The 14,428-nt window shown below is 43.6% G+C and carries 18 protein-coding genes and 1 pseudogene; 6 read left to right on the top strand and 13 right to left on the bottom strand.

The features are described 5' to 3' along the window. Window positions 1-230 precede the first annotated feature (230 nt). On the top strand, window positions 231-593 hold the full coding sequence (locus IM319_RS09305; protein ID WP_002738764.1) for an ArsR/SmtB family transcription factor: 363 nt from the start codon (window positions 231-233) through the stop codon (window positions 591-593). A gap of 266 nt (window positions 594-859) precedes the next feature. Further along, window positions 860-1,522 carry a heterocyst differentiation pentapeptide repeat protein HetL gene (gene hetL / locus IM319_RS09300; RefSeq protein WP_287735379.1) on the top strand — a complete coding sequence of 221 codons (663 nt, stop codon included), beginning with the start codon at window positions 860-862 and terminating at the stop codon, window positions 1,520-1,522. A 300-nt stretch (window positions 1,523-1,822) separates the two neighbouring features. Here the strand turns inward: hetL and IM319_RS09295 are convergent, their stop codons facing one another. From IM319_RS09295 to IM319_RS09285, 3 genes are all read right to left on the bottom strand, one after another. After that, window positions 1,823-1,960 carry a photosystem II reaction center protein K gene (locus IM319_RS09295; RefSeq protein ID WP_002739211.1) on the bottom strand — a complete coding sequence of 46 codons (138 nt, stop codon included), beginning with the start codon at window positions 1,958-1,960 and terminating at the stop codon, window positions 1,823-1,825. A gap of 50 nt (window positions 1,961-2,010) precedes the next feature. Then, window positions 2,011-3,135, bottom strand: a complete 1,125-nt coding sequence (tgt, locus tag IM319_RS09290) for a tRNA guanosine(34) transglycosylase Tgt (RefSeq protein ID WP_287735376.1) — start codon at window positions 3,133-3,135, stop codon at window positions 2,011-2,013. A gap of 80 nt (window positions 3,136-3,215) precedes the next feature. Beyond that, window positions 3,216-3,677 (bottom strand): hypothetical protein, encoded by a 462-nt coding sequence (locus IM319_RS09285; protein WP_004163378.1) that lies wholly within the window; start codon window positions 3,675-3,677, stop codon window positions 3,216-3,218. A 334-nt stretch (window positions 3,678-4,011) separates the two neighbouring features. Here IM319_RS09285 and IM319_RS09280 point away from each other — a divergent pair. Next, window positions 4,012-4,590, top strand: a pseudogene (locus IM319_RS09280) (RNA-guided endonuclease InsQ/TnpB family protein); the annotation flags it as partial. Between the two features lie 417 nt (window positions 4,591-5,007). On the opposite strand, the gene clpP reads toward IM319_RS09280, so the two are convergent. From clpP to remA, 3 genes are all read right to left on the bottom strand, one after another. After that, window positions 5,008-5,610: an ATP-dependent Clp endopeptidase proteolytic subunit ClpP gene (gene clpP, locus IM319_RS09275; protein ID WP_004163379.1), complete on the bottom strand. Its 603-nt coding sequence runs from the start codon at window positions 5,608-5,610 to the stop codon at window positions 5,008-5,010. A 362-nt stretch (window positions 5,611-5,972) separates the two neighbouring features. Continuing rightward, window positions 5,973-6,527, bottom strand: a complete 555-nt coding sequence (gmk, locus tag IM319_RS09270) for a guanylate kinase (RefSeq protein WP_286826456.1) — start codon at window positions 6,525-6,527, stop codon at window positions 5,973-5,975. Between the two features lie 12 nt (window positions 6,528-6,539). Then, window positions 6,540-6,809, bottom strand: coding sequence for an extracellular matrix/biofilm regulator RemA (gene remA, locus IM319_RS09265; protein WP_002737924.1), 270 nt, complete (start codon window positions 6,807-6,809; stop codon window positions 6,540-6,542). Between the two features lie 414 nt (window positions 6,810-7,223). Between remA and IM319_RS09260 the strand changes: the two genes are divergently transcribed. Together IM319_RS09260 and psbV are read left to right on the top strand one after the other, a co-directional pair. Further along, on the top strand, window positions 7,224-7,430 hold the full coding sequence (locus tag IM319_RS09260) for a hypothetical protein (RefSeq protein WP_002735525.1): 207 nt from the start codon (window positions 7,224-7,226) through the stop codon (window positions 7,428-7,430). A gap of 128 nt (window positions 7,431-7,558) precedes the next feature. Continuing rightward, a complete protein-coding gene (psbV, locus tag IM319_RS09255) occupies window positions 7,559-8,044 on the top strand; it encodes a photosystem II cytochrome c-550 (RefSeq protein WP_287735374.1) in 486 nt (161 codons plus the stop codon). A 52-nt stretch (window positions 8,045-8,096) separates the two neighbouring features. Here the strand turns inward: psbV and IM319_RS09250 are convergent, their stop codons facing one another. Together IM319_RS09250 and IM319_RS09245 are read right to left on the bottom strand one after the other, a co-directional pair. Next, entirely contained in the window at window positions 8,097-8,801 is a 705-nt protein-coding gene (locus IM319_RS09250) for a DUF3226 domain-containing protein (RefSeq protein WP_353743946.1), read from the bottom strand. Continuing rightward, on the bottom strand, window positions 8,779-9,873 hold the full coding sequence (locus IM319_RS09245) for an AAA family ATPase (RefSeq protein WP_287735373.1): 1,095 nt from the start codon (window positions 9,871-9,873) through the stop codon (window positions 8,779-8,781). The genes IM319_RS09250 and IM319_RS09245 overlap by 23 nt, the downstream gene beginning before the upstream one ends. A 180-nt stretch (window positions 9,874-10,053) precedes the next feature. On the opposite strand from IM319_RS09245, the gene IM319_RS09240 reads away from it, so the two are divergent. Further along, entirely contained in the window at window positions 10,054-11,559 is a 1,506-nt protein-coding gene (locus tag IM319_RS09240; RefSeq protein WP_287674784.1) for a UbiD family decarboxylase, read from the top strand. 102 nt (window positions 11,560-11,661) lie between these two features. Here the strand turns inward: IM319_RS09240 and IM319_RS09235 are convergent, their stop codons facing one another. From IM319_RS09235 to IM319_RS09215, 5 genes are all read right to left on the bottom strand, one after another. Next, window positions 11,662-12,165, bottom strand: coding sequence for an NAD(P)H-quinone oxidoreductase subunit J (locus IM319_RS09235; RefSeq protein WP_002780471.1), 504 nt, complete (start codon window positions 12,163-12,165; stop codon window positions 11,662-11,664). Beyond that, window positions 12,166-12,909 carry a photosynthetic/respiratory NAD(P)H-quinone oxidoreductase subunit K gene (gene ndhK / locus IM319_RS09230; protein WP_002760976.1) on the bottom strand — a complete coding sequence of 248 codons (744 nt, stop codon included), beginning with the start codon at window positions 12,907-12,909 and terminating at the stop codon, window positions 12,166-12,168. Window positions 12,910-12,956: 47 nt separating this feature from the next. Next, window positions 12,957-13,319, bottom strand: a complete 363-nt coding sequence (ndhC, locus tag IM319_RS09225) for a photosynthetic/respiratory NAD(P)H-quinone oxidoreductase subunit C (RefSeq protein WP_002739390.1) — start codon at window positions 13,317-13,319, stop codon at window positions 12,957-12,959. Window positions 13,320-13,678: 359 nt separating this feature from the next. Further along, window positions 13,679-13,870 (bottom strand): DUF5615 family PIN-like protein, encoded by a 192-nt coding sequence (locus tag IM319_RS09220; protein ID WP_287735378.1) that lies wholly within the window; start codon window positions 13,868-13,870, stop codon window positions 13,679-13,681. Window positions 13,871-13,884: 14 nt separating this feature from the next. After that, on the bottom strand, window positions 13,885-14,133 hold the full coding sequence (locus IM319_RS09215) for a DUF433 domain-containing protein (protein WP_287735372.1): 249 nt from the start codon (window positions 14,131-14,133) through the stop codon (window positions 13,885-13,887). Window positions 14,134-14,428: the final 295 nt, after the last annotated feature.

Here is a 14,428-nt window from a genome sequence, read left to right as displayed (position 1 = left end):
GGCATACCGGAACCTTCGATGCTCGATCCAATAAACGCTTGGGGAGAGAATACCTCTACTTTTTCAGAAGCAATTCTGTCTAAGCAAGTAATCTCTGTGAACCAAGAATCCCCGTCTCTTTAGAGCGGGGAGTGTCAACTCTCCAGTTAAACTATAGTAGTCAATAGTTATAAAGTTTTAAACGATAACCTATTGTCAGCCTTTTTAACTGGTCACTTTATTACCTACCTATGTTAGACAGTTTCTCCCCCCAAACCTCTAGCGTCGTCCTCGCTTCGGTGGCGGACTATTTCAAAGTCCTGTCGGAAGTCAGTCGCCTACAGATTCTCAGTTGCTTGCAATTAGGCGCGATGAATGGTAAAGAAATCGCTGAAGCTACCGGACTAGGCCAGGCCAATCTCTCCAAACACCTGAAAGCTTTAACCCAAGCGGGAATTATCTCGCGGCAACCCCAAGGAGTCAGCGTTTACTATCAAATTACCGACCCCGTGATCTATGATCTCTGTCAGGTAGTTTGCGATCGCATTAGTCAGCAAATGCGTCAACGGGCACGAGAATTCGAGAGTCTGCCGGCTTTCCATCTCCCTAAATAGGGTCTGCGGCAAAAAGCTTTTCCTGGGGGCAGGGTGTGGGGTGTGGGGTGTGGGGTTTTATCGATTTTCAGGTGGTCAACTACCTAATTTTCAGGGAAAAAGTCCCGGAATTTTCCCCCCGATCCCCGCAATGGCTGGCACTTTTTGAGGGGAAAAAAGTCTAAAAGTCTTATCCAACAAGGTTTTTAGATTTATTCAGCCAACCCTAAATAAAAATTACCAAACCCTTGACATTTGGCCTCAATTATGATATGGAAAAAAAATCCATGCTCCTAGAAGAACTTTGTCAACGCTATCGGGAGGGAGAAAGAGATTTTCGGGGGATTAATTTGCGGGAAAGCGACTTAACTAATATTGCCCTCCCAGGAGTCAATTTTTGCCGTGCCGATCTGCGACAGGCGCGGTTAGGAAAGATACGCCTTTCGCGATCGCTGCTGAGAGAAGCGGATTTAAGTGAGGCGATTCTCTGGGGAGCAGATTTAAGTCAAGTGGACTTTTATCGAGCTTGTTTACGAGATGCGGACTTAAGCGGGGCTAATCTCATCGAAGCCAATTTAGAAGCCACTTATTTAACCAAAGCCGTCTTAAACGGTGTTAATCTCAACAGTGCTAATCTCCAGCAGGCCCTATTAATCGATACGGATTTTCGCTCCACTTCCGACCAACGCACGGACTTAGGCAAAACTAACCTTTGCGGAGCCGATCTCAACTATGCCAATCTGAGCGGCTCCCTGTTATATCGAGCTAATTTCGCTGATTGCCGACTTTGCCGGGTTAATTTTCGTGCTAGTCCCGAAAGAGACGGATTTATTACCGATCTCACTGGGGCCAGTTTCCGTGGTGCGGATCTCAGTTATGCCGATTTGCGCGGGGCAATTTTAGAAGATGTGGACTTGACTGATGCTGATTTAACCGGGACTTTGTTTTAATCTGGGAAGCTTTTTCAGTAAACAGTGATCAGTAAACAGTAATCAGTGAAAAGATGTCATTTCACTTAAAACTCAAATCCGATAACAAGGGCTGAATCTCAGACCTAATTGGTTAAGCTAAAAGCTTTGATGTGCTTAGTCTCTAACCTTCTTTTTAGGTAGGAAAATTGTCAGATTCTGTCTTTTGCCTCTTGCCTGTTGCCTCTTGCCTTCAGAAGCTGATAACTGCTCACTGATAACTGATAACTGCTCACTGATAACTGATAACTGCTCACTGATAACTGATAATTGAGAGTCGATTTATTTAAAACCGACGGATGCTTGCCAAACAAAGGCCAGCAAGAGGAAAAATAGGGGAATCAGGGGCAAGACATCGACTAAAGGGTCGAAAATTTGGTATGCTTCTGGCAATTTGGCGAACAAAAGTGCAGTTTCCATCTCTCTATCTACCTTGACAAGAAAATTTTAAAACGTTTCCTGAAATTTTATCACGTTGAGGTAACATCTACGGCATCCTCAAGCCAAGGGGCAAAATCTTGGGCAAAAGTCCCTACTAGGATAGATTGACGAATTTCCCGGGTAAATCTGATTAATTCGGCGATATTGTGCAGAGATAAGAGAATATAACCCAACATTTCCCCCGATTTAATTAAATGATTCAGATAGGCACGGCTAAAGTGTTGACAGGTGTAGCAGGGACAAGTCTCGTCTAAAGGGGCGAAATCCTCCTTAAAACGGGCATTTTTTAGGTTCCAACGCTCTCCCCGCACTAAAGCCGTGCCATGGCGACCAAAACGGGTGGGAATGACGCAATCAAACAGATCTATGCCACTAGCGATCGCCTTGGCCATTTCTCGATAGGTTCCCACTCCCATCAGGTAACGGGGTTTATTTTCGGGGAGTAAAGGGGCAGTTATCTGGACAATGCGATGAATTAGGCTCGTTTCTTCCCCCACACTCACGCCACCGATAGCATAACCGGGTAAATCGAGTTTTACTAAAGATTCCGCCGCCGCTGCCCGTAAATCCTCATAAATTCCCCCCTGCACTATGGCGAATAAAGCCTGTTGTTGGGGTCGTTGATGGGCCCTCAGACAGCGCTCTAACCAGCGATAGGTGCGTTCTATGGATGCTTTCATGGTCTCATGACTGACTCCCGTGGGGGGACATTCATCGAAGGCCATAATCACATCAGCACCGAGGGCATTTTGAATCTGAATCGATTTTTCTGGCGTAATTTCGATTATTCTACCGTCCCGGGGCGATCGAAAGGTGACTCCCGATTCTTTAATTTGCCGCAGTTGACTCAGGCTAAATACCTGAAATCCACCAGAATCTGTTAATATTGGCTGATTCCACGCCATAAACTCGTGTAAACCTCCCGCTTTCTCGATAATACTTTCTCCAGGCTGCAGATGCAGGTGATAGGTATTAGCGAGAATCATTTGCGCCCCCGTGCTGGCGATTTGAGCGGGGGTCAAACCTTTCACCGTGGCCAAAGTTCCCACGGGCATAAAACGGGGTGTTTCTACCGGTCCGTGGGGAGTATGCCAAACCCCAACCCGCGCGCCAGTTTGGGGACACCGGGCGATTAATTCAAAGGAAAATCCCACTGTTTCAGTTATCAGTTATCAGTTATCAGTTATCAGTTATCAGTTATCAGTTATCAGTAACCAGTATTTTTGCTCACTGCCTAAAAGGGGCAATCGTTGTCGTCTTCGTCTTCAAACTGCACATCCCACTTAGCAGAAAGTACCTGAGTAACCATGGCTTCGAGGGTATCGGCATTGAGACGGGCTTTCATATCGGGGTCTTGGAGTGGATTACTCAGGGGAATTAACCTTAATTGCCGATTGTCTTGGATCAGATCAAAATAGGTTTCACCGTCGGGAGAGCGGGTTAAACGCAGACAATCGAAGCTATAGGTATTGAGATAAAGACTGTAGTTAGCAACTAGGGTGCTTTGCTGATAATCGGCGAAAACTTCCACTATCCATCCCTCCCCTTCACTCTGAATCACTCCTTCGAGACTATGGATGTAGCGAACTCGTCCGAGATCATCGAGGAGACGACGCATATCTTCTTTAGCGATGACCACGCCAGAATCAATAATACAGGGGGCGGGCAGGGGCTGTGAGGGTGGATGATAGTTCATAGGGATTGCCAGTAAAAAAATTTCCGTTAATAACCCCAGTGACTGGGGGGGTTTCTACCGATTCCTGTTGCAATTTTTTTCGGGTTACGTCTCGATCTTAACCCAATCCGTTAGAACTTTTCATTGTTATTTAACTTAGTGTCAGCATTCGTCCCTCGCGCTTAGTACGATGGGACGGGGCTTTTAAAGGGGCGAATTACTTCGCCCCAGGGTTCCCCTCATGAATGCCGATATAGAACAGCAAAGCACAGCTAAAAACAAGTCTGACCTATAGTTGACAATGTAATTGCAGTATGCTGGAATAGTTTGCGATCGTTGCGGTCGATAACGCAAAATGTTTGTTTTACGGTACAAGCTTAGAGGAAAATCATCTCAATATCAAGCCATTGATGAGGCTATTCGGACAGTTCATTTTGTTCGGAATAAATGTCTTAGATATTGGGCAGAAAATAAGAGTGTAGTACAAAAAGATATTTATCGATATACAACTCAATTAAGAGATGAATATTCTTTCGTCAAAGAGCTTAAATCTACAGCTTATCAACAGGCTTGCGAACGGACTTGGACTGCTATTCTTCGGTTTTATAGTAACTGTAAGAAGAAAATTGCTGGCACGAAATGGTATCCTAAATACTCTAAACGTACTCATTCTGTTGAGTTTAAAAAGTCAGGTTGTAAACTTAATCGAAATTCCAAGAGAATAACTTTCACTGATGGAAAAAACATTGGGGAGTTAAAACTAATTGGTAGTCGAGACTTGTTTTATTTTCAAGAATGGCAAATTCAACGGGTAAGAATAGTTAAACGTGCTGACGGATATTATTGCCAGTTAATGTTAAAACTCGATATTAGAGATATAACCCCACAATCAGAATCGACGGGTCATTGCCTAGGATTAGATCTGGGGTTAAAAGGTTCTTCCGTTTGTCTTATGCAACGGACAGGATTATAAGAGATGAAACCCTTATAAAGAAAGACATTTGGCGATTTTTGTCAATTGTTTTCGATCTAGAGCGAACTAATCAATTAAATCTCTTGCCAGATAAGGATTTAGTCGATTTATGCCACCCTATCGAACCATAACAAGTAACGAAGAGCCGGAACTCTTTCCACGGAGATAATCCTGAAGAGTAAAGTTAAAGTCCCGAACCGCAACACAATCAAGATGTCTTGTCTAACAACGCCTTACCAATAAAGCTTAGAGGAAATCCGAACTAGGGAAGAATTCGGAAGTCTGTGCCAGATTGTGTCTCGATGCGGTAGTCTCTACTTGCGTCGCCTAAATTGGTCTAGGCAAGCTCCGTCGCTTTTAGGGCGGGGTTAGTGACAACTATTTACTGGGAGGGTTAGAAGCGGAAGGACTGCGATCGATCACCTGATCGATTAAACCATAGTCTAGGGCTTCTTCGGCGGACATAAAGAAATCCCTTTCCGTATCCTCGGCGATGAGGTCGAGAGGTTTACCCGTATGACTAGCTAGGTGTTCATTGAGTAATTGTTTGAGATAGAGAATTTCTTTGGCCTGAATTTCGATATCGGTGGCCTGACCTTGGGCGCCGCCGAGGGGTTGGTGAATCATGATCCGCGAGTTGGGTAGGCTCATTCTTTTGCCCGGTTTGCCGGCACTGAGGAGAAAAGCCCCCATACTGGCAGCTAAACCAATACAAATGGTGCTGACATCGGGACGGATTTGATTCATGGTGTCAAAAATCCCTAATCCGGCCGAAACGGAACCCCCGGGGGAGTTGATATACAAGTAAATATCTTTTTCGGGGTCTTCTGCTTCTAGAAAGAGCAATTGGGCGACGATTAGGTTAGCCAGGTCGCTGGTTACTTCTTGTCCCAAAAAGACGATTCTTTCCCGGAGTAGTCGGGAGTAGATATCGAAGGCGCGTTCGCCCCGGCCTGTGGTTTCAATAACGGTAGGAATCATTGCGCTTTCTTGTCTTGCTGCTGCGGTTAGTTTTTTTGATTGTAACCTAGGGAATGGGGGATAGGGATTAGGGGAAGTGGGGAAGTATTTTCAGTGAACAGTGAACAGTAATCAGTAATCAGTGAACTGAAAACTCAGATCTGATAACAAGGGCCGAATCTAAGACCTAATTGGTTAAGCTAAAAGCTTTGATGTGCTTAGTTTCTAACCTTCTTTTTAGGTAGGAGAATGTCAGATTCTGTCTTTTGCCCCCCAACCCCCCCGACGTCGGGGGGGGGTTGGGGTATGGTTGCCTCTTGCCTTCAGAAGCTGATAACTGATTCAAGGCTGACGACCGAGGACTGACACCTAACCCCCAACAGCTAACGGCTAAAAATAATCTTCTCGATGGCATCTAGGGCGGTTTCTAGGTCATCGTTGACGATTTGATAGGGGAATTCCTCGCTGGCGGCTAATTCTTCTTGGGCGCGCTCTAGACGGCGGGCGATCGCTGTTTCGGCATCTTTGCCCCGGCCGCGCAAACGACGTTCTAATTCCTCGAAACTGGGGGGTAGGATAAAGATTCTCCTCGCTTCGGGGAAGCTTTGACAGACCTGTCTGGCTCCCTCTAATTCGATTTCTAGAATTACGGTCTGGCCTGTTGCTAATTGAGCGGCGATCGCTGATTGGGGTGTCCCATAGTAGTTGCCCGCGTATTCGGCCGATTCCAGAAATTGTCCGGCTGCCATTTTCTCCTCGAAACTGGGACGGTCGAGAAAGTAGTAATCTTCCCCCTCAATTTCACCCGGTCGAGGTGGGCGCGTAGTGGCGGATACGGACAGGTAGAGGTTAGGGAAACGAGTTAGTAAATGCCGGACTAGCGTACCCTTGCCCACGCCGCTAGGGCCAGTAATGACAATTAATTGACCGGGTTGCATGGGGTTAATAACTTAGTTGCTACTATTAACAGGCGCTTCCTTGTTGACCACGAAACGGTGAGCCACGGTTTCTGGTTGAATGGCCGACAGCACTACATGACTAGAATCGGTGATGATCACCGCACGAGTCCGTCTTCCATAGGTAGCATCGATTAAACAGCCTTTATCCCGAGCATCACTGATGATGCGTTTGATAGGAGCAGATTCCGGGCTAACGATGGCGATAACCCGATTAGCGGAAACAATATTACCGAAGCCGATGTTGATCAGTTGTATATCCATAAGTTAACAAAGGTGCAGTCCTTTGTACAAAAGAGTGTGGAGGTATGATTACAATGTTATCGAGAAAGATTTAGCCTTACAACGCTAAAAATAACATTCTTAATCACATTTTAGTATTTTTTCAGGTTTTTTGCGATTTTAATTAAATTTGTTTACACGAGTCTCTATCTTAGGGAATAAAAAGGCAAAAGTCGGGAAAATTAGGGAATTTTGAGGGTCTGGGGTGATGGGGTGTGGGGTGCGGGGAGCTTTTTTTCAGTGATCAGTAAACAGTAAACAGTAATCAGTGAACTGAAAACTCACATCTGATAACTGACGACCGATCACTGATCACTGTGAAGAATGTCCCCAGCAATGGCATGATAATTATGGTAACTAATAAGTATTCTCTATCCTTGGTGGGTGCGTTAGACTATGGGTTTTGCTGATCTATCGATCGCTGATATTGCGGCAGAGTACGATCTGGCCGATGAATCTGTGTTGTCACTTTGCGACCAATTAGGCATCTCCTATAAAGATCGGCAGACTAATCTCGCCCTAGAAGATGCTAAAGCAATTATCTCACTGATTTTATCCCAACGCTCAGGAGTAACCGCCTCGAAAACGGAAACGTCCCCTTGACTTTATTCCCAACTGCGATCTTCTCGGTGTCCGTGATCACTTAGAATCGATCGATACCCTCCCAGAGGAGAAAATTTTTTAGTCACCTTAAAATCCCCTTTCTTGGAACAATTGCGAGTAGGAGAACAATGATCAAACGTTTGATTGTGGCAGCGATCGCTGTAGTCTTTTTTGTATTACAATTCAATCTTAACGGCGCTAGTGCCTTAGAACTCGATGAAAAAACCCTCACCATCACCCTCAATGATGCGGGGGGATCGGTGACTTTGACTTCCGAACAAGCGACGGAAGGACAGAAACTTTTTGTCGCCAATTGTACTAAGTGTCACCTGCAAGGTAAAACCAAAACTAATAATAATGTCAGTTTGGGTCTGGCCGATCTGGCAAAAGCGGAACCCCCCAGAGATAATCTGTTAGCATTGATTGATTATCTAGAACATCCCACCAGTTACGATGGTGAAGATGATCTGAGCGAATTCCATCCCAATGTTAGCCGTCCCGATATCTTCCCAGAATTACGCAATCTGACCGAAGATGATGTGTATAACGTCGCCGCTTATCTGTTGGTTGCTCCCCGTCTAGACGAGCGCTGGGGTGGGACAATTTACTTCTAAATTGCACTCCATATATCCCTCGATCCCTCTAGATTTCTAGGGGGATTTTTGATTAGACAGCAAATAGTTGTAAAAATTCTTTGAGTTCATTTAATACCTCATGCTCAAAGTTCCAAATATCTTTTTTGGTTAAAGCATGGGATAAATTACAATATTTCTTAGCCTCTCTTTTTTCATTCTGTGATGGTGTATCTTCCCTGATATAGTTTTGAATCCACAATTTATCAATTTTTTTACGATTTATATCAATATTTTTTTGTGCAAGACAGGATCGCCAAGCTTCTACACAATCAGCATGGGGAGAATCTTGGGTTTTAATTTCTCTCAACACTGTCTCTAGTTCCCCCTGTTCATTAACATGAAGAAAATGACAACCTATTTGAGTATTCGTAGAAGCATTTAATTGAAATAGCTTTTGGGTATCATCTATCCTGGCTGCTTCTCTAAAAACTCTTTGAATACATTGACTAACCAGAGCAAGTCTTTCTTGTCTGGTTTGTTCATCTAAATCTAAAACAATACCTATCTTTTGAATATCATCTTTGAGCAAGGTGTTATTAAGTCGTTTCAGTCGTTGTTCAAGGCTACGATAATTTTCTCGTTCTATTCCGTCTAGAATATAAAATTCAACAATAGTTATCGTTAGATGAGTCGATTCATTAATATGCTCAATAATAGCTCGTAAAAAAGCCTGATCATCTTGACTCTCAACAATCATTACATTAGCCACGATTCTACTCACCTCTGATTCGATCATTGTGCTTGAGAGCATAATCTAAGATATCTAATTCACTTTTAATACCGATAATTTTATCAGTTCTGGGACTTCTGGCTAGTTCAAAATAGGCTCCCTGTTCTGGATAATATTCTAACCCCACATCGGCAAAAGCTTGGATCATCTCTAAACTATGGGTTGTGGCAAAAATTTGGCTATCTAGTTCCATAGCTAATCGGAATAAAGTTTTCCAAATATCTGGGTAAGCAGTATAGTGAAGACCATTTTCTATTTGATCGATAAAAATGATTTTTTGCGGATTAAGCAGCAGAGTAATAATTATCTCTATCAAACGATTAATAGCTTCACCAAACAGAGATACAGGTAGGCGTTTTGTCTCTTTTATTTTCAGATATAAATTTGGTTCACCCAGAAAAAAACTTTCTATTTTTTCAATAGACGGATCGAGAATGTGTAGAGCTTTTAGCACTTCTTCTTCCTGTTCATTAAAAACTATTTTAGTATAGGACTCGCTCAATTCTTTCAAAGATTTATTGACAGATGCGGCAATGATTACTGGTTGGTCATCACCCGCATCAGGTAAAGCTAGTATTCCCTCAGAACTAGCAATTAAAAAATAGTTCAGTTGACTATCTTTTGGGTTATTCTCAGGGTCAAAACTTGTTTGTATATTTAAGATAGAAATAACCGATTTATTTTTAGCAATAAAATTATATAATTGTTGCCAATCTTCAGAGCGAACTAGAAGACTATCTTTAAGAGAATCGGAAATCGATATTTTTACCAATTTATCTCCTTGATTAGATTGGGAGCCTTTTAACTCAATAATATTTTTTCTATCAAGATTGAATAATAAATTATCCCAAGCATTTTTAGGAATAGTCGGAACAACTGCTAAAGATTCCTTACGAATGATTCCTCTGATGTAGGGATGAATAGTATTTGGATAGGGATAACTATATAAAAATATTGCCTCTAACAAGGCAGTTTTCCCTGAATTGTTTTTACCACCAATTAAATTAACTCGCTCAAAGCCTTCAATTTTGGTATTCTCAAAACACCTAAAATTACTAATTTCAAGATCCTTAATCATGTTGACCTCCGGGCTGGATAAGCATAAATTTAGGGTTAGGAATGAAGCTGGCGAGATGGGGATTTTTTTACTTAATTCTAGACGAGAATCGCCTCAAACTCTCAAAACGGTGACTATCCCTGACGGAAACTGCCGCCCTAAGAGATAATAGAGACAGGGATTTATTTACATTTCTTCATCATGGCTAGAGACTTACGAGGATTTATTAAGCTTTTAGAAGATCGTGGGCAATTACGCCGCATTAGTGCATCGGTCTCTGCCGATTTAGAAATTGCCGAGATCGCTAATCGGATGCTACAGGTGGGGGGACCGGCCCTACTGTTTGAAAACGTGCAAGGAGCAGAGTTTCCCGTCGCTATTAACCTGATGGGAACGGTAGAACGCATCTGTTGGGCGATGAACCTGAATAAACCCGAAGAATTGGAAGATTTAGGCAAAAAACTCGCCCTGTTGCAACAACCGAAACCCCCGAAAAAACTCTCCCAAGCGATCGATTTTGGTAAAGTTTTATTTGATGTGCTGAAAGCCAAACCCAACCGTAACTTTTTCCCTGCCTGTCAACAGGTAATTTTAGAAGGGGATGAAGTAGATTTAAAGAAAATTCCGATGATTCGCCCCTATCCGGGGGATGCAGGCCAGATTATCACCCTAGGGCTAGTAATTACTAAAGATTGCGAAACGGGAACCCCTAACGTCGGTGTCTATCGCTTACAGCTACAGTCTCACAATACCATGACCGTCCACTGGTTATCCGTGCGCGGTGGGGCGCGTCACCTGCGAAAAGCGGCACAAATGGGCAAAAAATTAGAAATAGCCATCGCTTTAGGGGTTGATCCTCTGATTATCATGGCCGCCGCCACTCCTATCCCCGTAGATCTCTCAGAATGGCTGTTTGCGGGATTGTACGGCGGTTCCGGGGTACAGTTAGCCAAGTGTAAAACCCTCGCTTTGGAAGTGCCGGCCGACTCAGAAATCGTCCTGGAAGGAACAATTACTCCCGGAGAGGTATTGCCAGATGGACCCTTTGGTGATCACATGGGTTACTATGGCGGTGTGGAAGATTCACCCCTGATTCATTTCCACTGCATGACCCATCGTCGCGACCCCATTTATTTAACCACTTTTAGCGGTCGTCCTCCCAAGGAAGAAGCGATGATGGCTATCGCTCTTAATCGTATTTATACACCGATTTTACGGCAACAGGTGTCGGAAATCAGGGATTTTTTCCTACCTATGGAGGCTTTAAGCTATAAAGCGGCGATTATCTCCATTGATAAAGCCTATCCTGGACAAGCGCGGCGAGCGGCCTTAGCTTTTTGGAGTGCCTTACCCCAGTTCACCTATACTAAATTTGTCATCGTCGTCGATAAGGAGATTAATATTCGCGACCCCCGGCAAGTGGTTTGGGCAATTAGTTCTAAAGTGGATCCGGTTCGCGATGTGTTTATTCTCCCGGAAACCCCCTTTGATAGCCTCGATTTTGCCAGCGAAAAGGTCGGTTTGGGGGGAAGAATGGGAATTGATGCCACCACTAAAATGTATCCTGAAACTGACCACGAATGGGGGGAACCTTTGGAGTCGGATACTGCCATGGCACTCAAGGTTTCCCAACGCTGGTTAGAATACGGTTTAATCGATATTAATTTACAAGAAGTGGATGCCAATAAGTTTGGCTACGAAATGTAGATTTAACCGACTAAATAGTCAATAGCTTATCTTGTCCCTAAATCTCAAAAAAATCGGGCTAGAAATATCTTCTAACCCGATATTACTGATTAAATTCTCGACTTAGTAAGCGTCCTGTAGTTCGTAGAATTCGGGAGAAACGTAATCTTTGCGTAGAGGCCAACCGACCCAATCTTCCGGCATTAAAATCCGTTTCAGGTGGGGATGTCCTTCATAAATAATGCCGAACATATCATAACTTTCTCGTTCTTGCCAGTCAGCTGCTTTCCAAATCCAGTAAACCGAGGCAACCCTGGGATTATCTCTGGGAAGAAAGACTTTTAAGCGCACTTCCACGGGACTATCGACATTATCGGTTACTTTGACTAGATGATAGAAACTAACTAATTCTTTCCCCGGTCCCAAATCGTAAGCACCCTGACATTGGAGATAATTAAAACCATAAGCGTATAAAGCAGTGGCCAGAGGAATTAAAAAGTCTGCTTCTACTTTAATCAATTCCACACCACTATGGTCAGCTTCTAAAGCTTGATGCTCAAAACCATTTTCGCTTAACCAAATCGAAGTGGGGCCAGCTTGCACAATAGCTGTCGTTTCTTCAGTCATTTAGATTTCTTCCTTTTGTTTCGTGGTCAAAAGAGCGGGGGGAACAGGCATACCGGTGGCTTCTAGTAACTCTTTCGGAGGTGCTTGACGGGTGGCCGATTGCAGATATTTACCCGTAAGAATCGGTTCCGTGGCCTGCATTTTGTGGGTGGTGCTGTAATAACGATTGGTTTGCTGGAGGACAGTCCCGCGTTCTTGAATAGATTCGTTAGCGACTTTTTTCCGTAGTTTAATAATCGCGTCGATAATCGCTTCCGGACGGGGGGGACAACCGGGTATATAGACATCCACGGGGATAAGTTTATCTACCCCTCTAACTGCGGTGGTGGAGTCACTGCTGAACATTCCCCCCGTAATCGTACAGGCACCCATGGCGATAACGTATTTAGGTTCCGGCATTTCTTCATACAGACGCACCAAAGCGGGGGCCATTTTCATGGTGATTGTACCGGCAGTGATGATTAAATCGGCTTGCCGGGGACTAGAACGGGGAACTAAACCAAAGCGATCGAAATCAAAACGGGAACCAATCAAGGCTGCGAACTCGATAAAACAGCAAGCTGTACCGTATAGCATCGGCCAAAGACTTGACAAACGCGCCCAGTTATACAGGTCATCAACGGTGGTAAGGATGACATTTTCCGATAAATCCTGGGTAACTTTAGTGCGTTCGATGGGATTGAGGATTTTTTCGCTTTGTTGTTCGATAATTTGCTTAAATTCGCTGGTAGGGTTGGGACTCATCGGGTTATCCTCTCATGAAAAGTCAAAAATAAGGAAAATTATGGCCGTTATGACCATTCTAAGGCTCCTTTCCGCCAAGCATAGACGAGAGCAACCACAAGGATAGCAATAAAGATCAGTGCTTCTACAAAAGCTAATAGGCCCAATTGATTGAAAGCTACTGCCCAAGGGTAGAGAAAGACGGTTTCCACGTCAAAAACCACGAAAACGAGGGCAAACATATAATAACGAATGTTAAACTGAATCCAAGCACCGCCGATCGGTTCCATCCCCGATTCATAAGTGGTGCGTCTTTCCGGACCACCACCACTAGGCCGCAGGACTTTGGAGGCCGTTAGGGATAGGATTGGTACTAAACTGCAAGCGAGCAGAAATCCTAGAAAATACTCGTAACCTTTGAGGACAAACACTGGTTTTTTTTTCTCCTTATTCGCTATCGACAGGGGAAGTTGTCGGCATCTCTATGGCTACTTATTATAGAGGCTTTAGCAACCCGTCTCCTTCTCAAAAGCAGCATTGAAGATGTTTATCTAGATTGCTCGTTAAGATTGTACGGGAGTGCTGGAGTTGCCAGTTCGAGCATTTGTACTAAAATCTCCGATAGGCAGTCTAAATTAGGAGCCGACCAAAGCAGCGATCGCACTAAGAGGAGAGGGTCTGGTATGGGGATAAATGTAAAAATTTATTAAATTGTAGCGTATGATACAGTCTGGGGGGTAGAGTGCGTACTAGCCACTGTCTACAACTAAACAGGAGAATTGAGCCATGGCTACTTACTACGGCACAAATTCCGCAGACTACTACAGCTATACGGGAAGTGAACAACTTTATGCCTATTTTCTCTTTTTGCTTTGGCAAGAATTTCCTGATCAAATAAAGTTTGTAAGCCTTCATCTCGAAGATGAACGACATCATAACCTTGTTCTCTTAACCATGAGACTGTACGCAGAGAAATCCCCATATCGGCGATAAACTCTATCTCCATTGCTCGATTAATTCAAAATAATGAACTTGTTCTCTGGCTAACCAAGAAGCATATAATAAACATTGGTGAATATCTTCTCTTTCTAGGTCAGGGTATTCCTCTAATATTTCCTCTATCGGCTTTTCGTTAGCAAGTAGATTAAGAATTAAAGAAACAGGAATACGCATTCCTCGAATACAGGCTTGACCTGCCATAATTTTGGAGCTAAAAGTAATTCGGCCTAATTGTTTTAAGGTCATATAGTTTCAGGAAATATGAAGATGATACTTGTGGTAATTTTATTATAGCTAATTCTATAGTTGCGAGTGGAAGTGGGAAATTACTCCTTCAGTGAGGGTGCAAAGCTTGTCTCCAACCCCATAGGGAAGATTAGGCAATGGTGAGGTTTTAAGTTGGGTGGTGATTCGGTAGTAGTGATGGCGGCTTAATCCTTTGCTTTGCTGTGCATTGTAGTCATGGATAAAATACCAAAGGGTTCCCCAACGTGATTCTCCATTTTTTTAGAGAAAGATAGACTCTGTCTCACCAGCCGAG

It is taken from the genome of Microcystis sp. M113S1, from assembly GCF_020246945.1.
Classification (GTDB): domain Bacteria; phylum Cyanobacteriota; class Cyanobacteriia; order Cyanobacteriales; family Microcystaceae; genus Microcystis.
The sequence above is the reverse complement of the archived record's forward strand: the minus strand, read 5'-3'. Positions and strand labels throughout refer to the sequence as shown.

Coding starts and splice junctions, on each gene's coding strand:
- IM319_RS09295 (WP_002739211.1), bottom strand. CDS start 1,960: ATGGAAACTGCACTTTTGTTCGCCAAATTGCCAGAAGCATACCAAATT.
- gmk (WP_286826456.1), bottom strand. CDS start 6,527: ATGCAACCCGGTCAATTAATTGTCATTACTGGCCCTAGCGGCGTGGGC.
- remA (WP_002737924.1), bottom strand. CDS start 6,809: ATGGATATACAACTGATCAACATCGGCTTCGGTAATATTGTTTCCGCT.
- ndhK (WP_002760976.1), bottom strand. CDS start 12,909: ATGAGTCCCAACCCTACCAGCGAATTTAAGCAAATTATCGAACAACAA.
- IM319_RS09220 (WP_287735378.1), bottom strand. CDS start 13,870: ATGGGGATTTCTCTGCGTACAGTCTCATGGTTAAGAGAACAAGGTTAT.
- IM319_RS09215 (WP_287735372.1), bottom strand. CDS start 14,133: ATGACCTTAAAACAATTAGGCCGAATTACTTTTAGCTCCAAAATTATG.
- IM319_RS09245 (WP_287735373.1), bottom strand. CDS start 9,873: ATGATTAAGGATCTTGAAATTAGTAATTTTAGGTGTTTTGAGAATACC.
- psbV (WP_287735374.1), top strand. CDS start 7,559: ATGATCAAACGTTTGATTGTGGCAGCGATCGCTGTAGTCTTTTTTGTA.
- IM319_RS09235 (WP_002780471.1), bottom strand. CDS start 12,165: ATGACTGAAGAAACGACAGCTATTGTGCAAGCTGGCCCCACTTCGATT.
- IM319_RS09285 (WP_004163378.1), bottom strand. CDS start 3,677: ATGAACTATCATCCACCCTCACAGCCCCTGCCCGCCCCCTGTATTATT.
- hetL (WP_287735379.1), top strand. CDS start 860: ATGCTCCTAGAAGAACTTTGTCAACGCTATCGGGAGGGAGAAAGAGAT.
- IM319_RS09240 (WP_287674784.1), top strand. CDS start 10,054: ATGGCTAGAGACTTACGAGGATTTATTAAGCTTTTAGAAGATCGTGGG.
- IM319_RS09250 (WP_353743946.1), bottom strand. CDS start 8,801: ATGATCGAATCAGAGGTGAGTAGAATCGTGGCTAATGTAATGATTGTT.
- clpP (WP_004163379.1), bottom strand. CDS start 5,610: ATGATTCCTACCGTTATTGAAACCACAGGCCGGGGCGAACGCGCCTTC.
- IM319_RS09260 (WP_002735525.1), top strand. CDS start 7,224: ATGGGTTTTGCTGATCTATCGATCGCTGATATTGCGGCAGAGTACGAT.
- IM319_RS09305 (WP_002738764.1), top strand. CDS start 231: ATGTTAGACAGTTTCTCCCCCCAAACCTCTAGCGTCGTCCTCGCTTCG.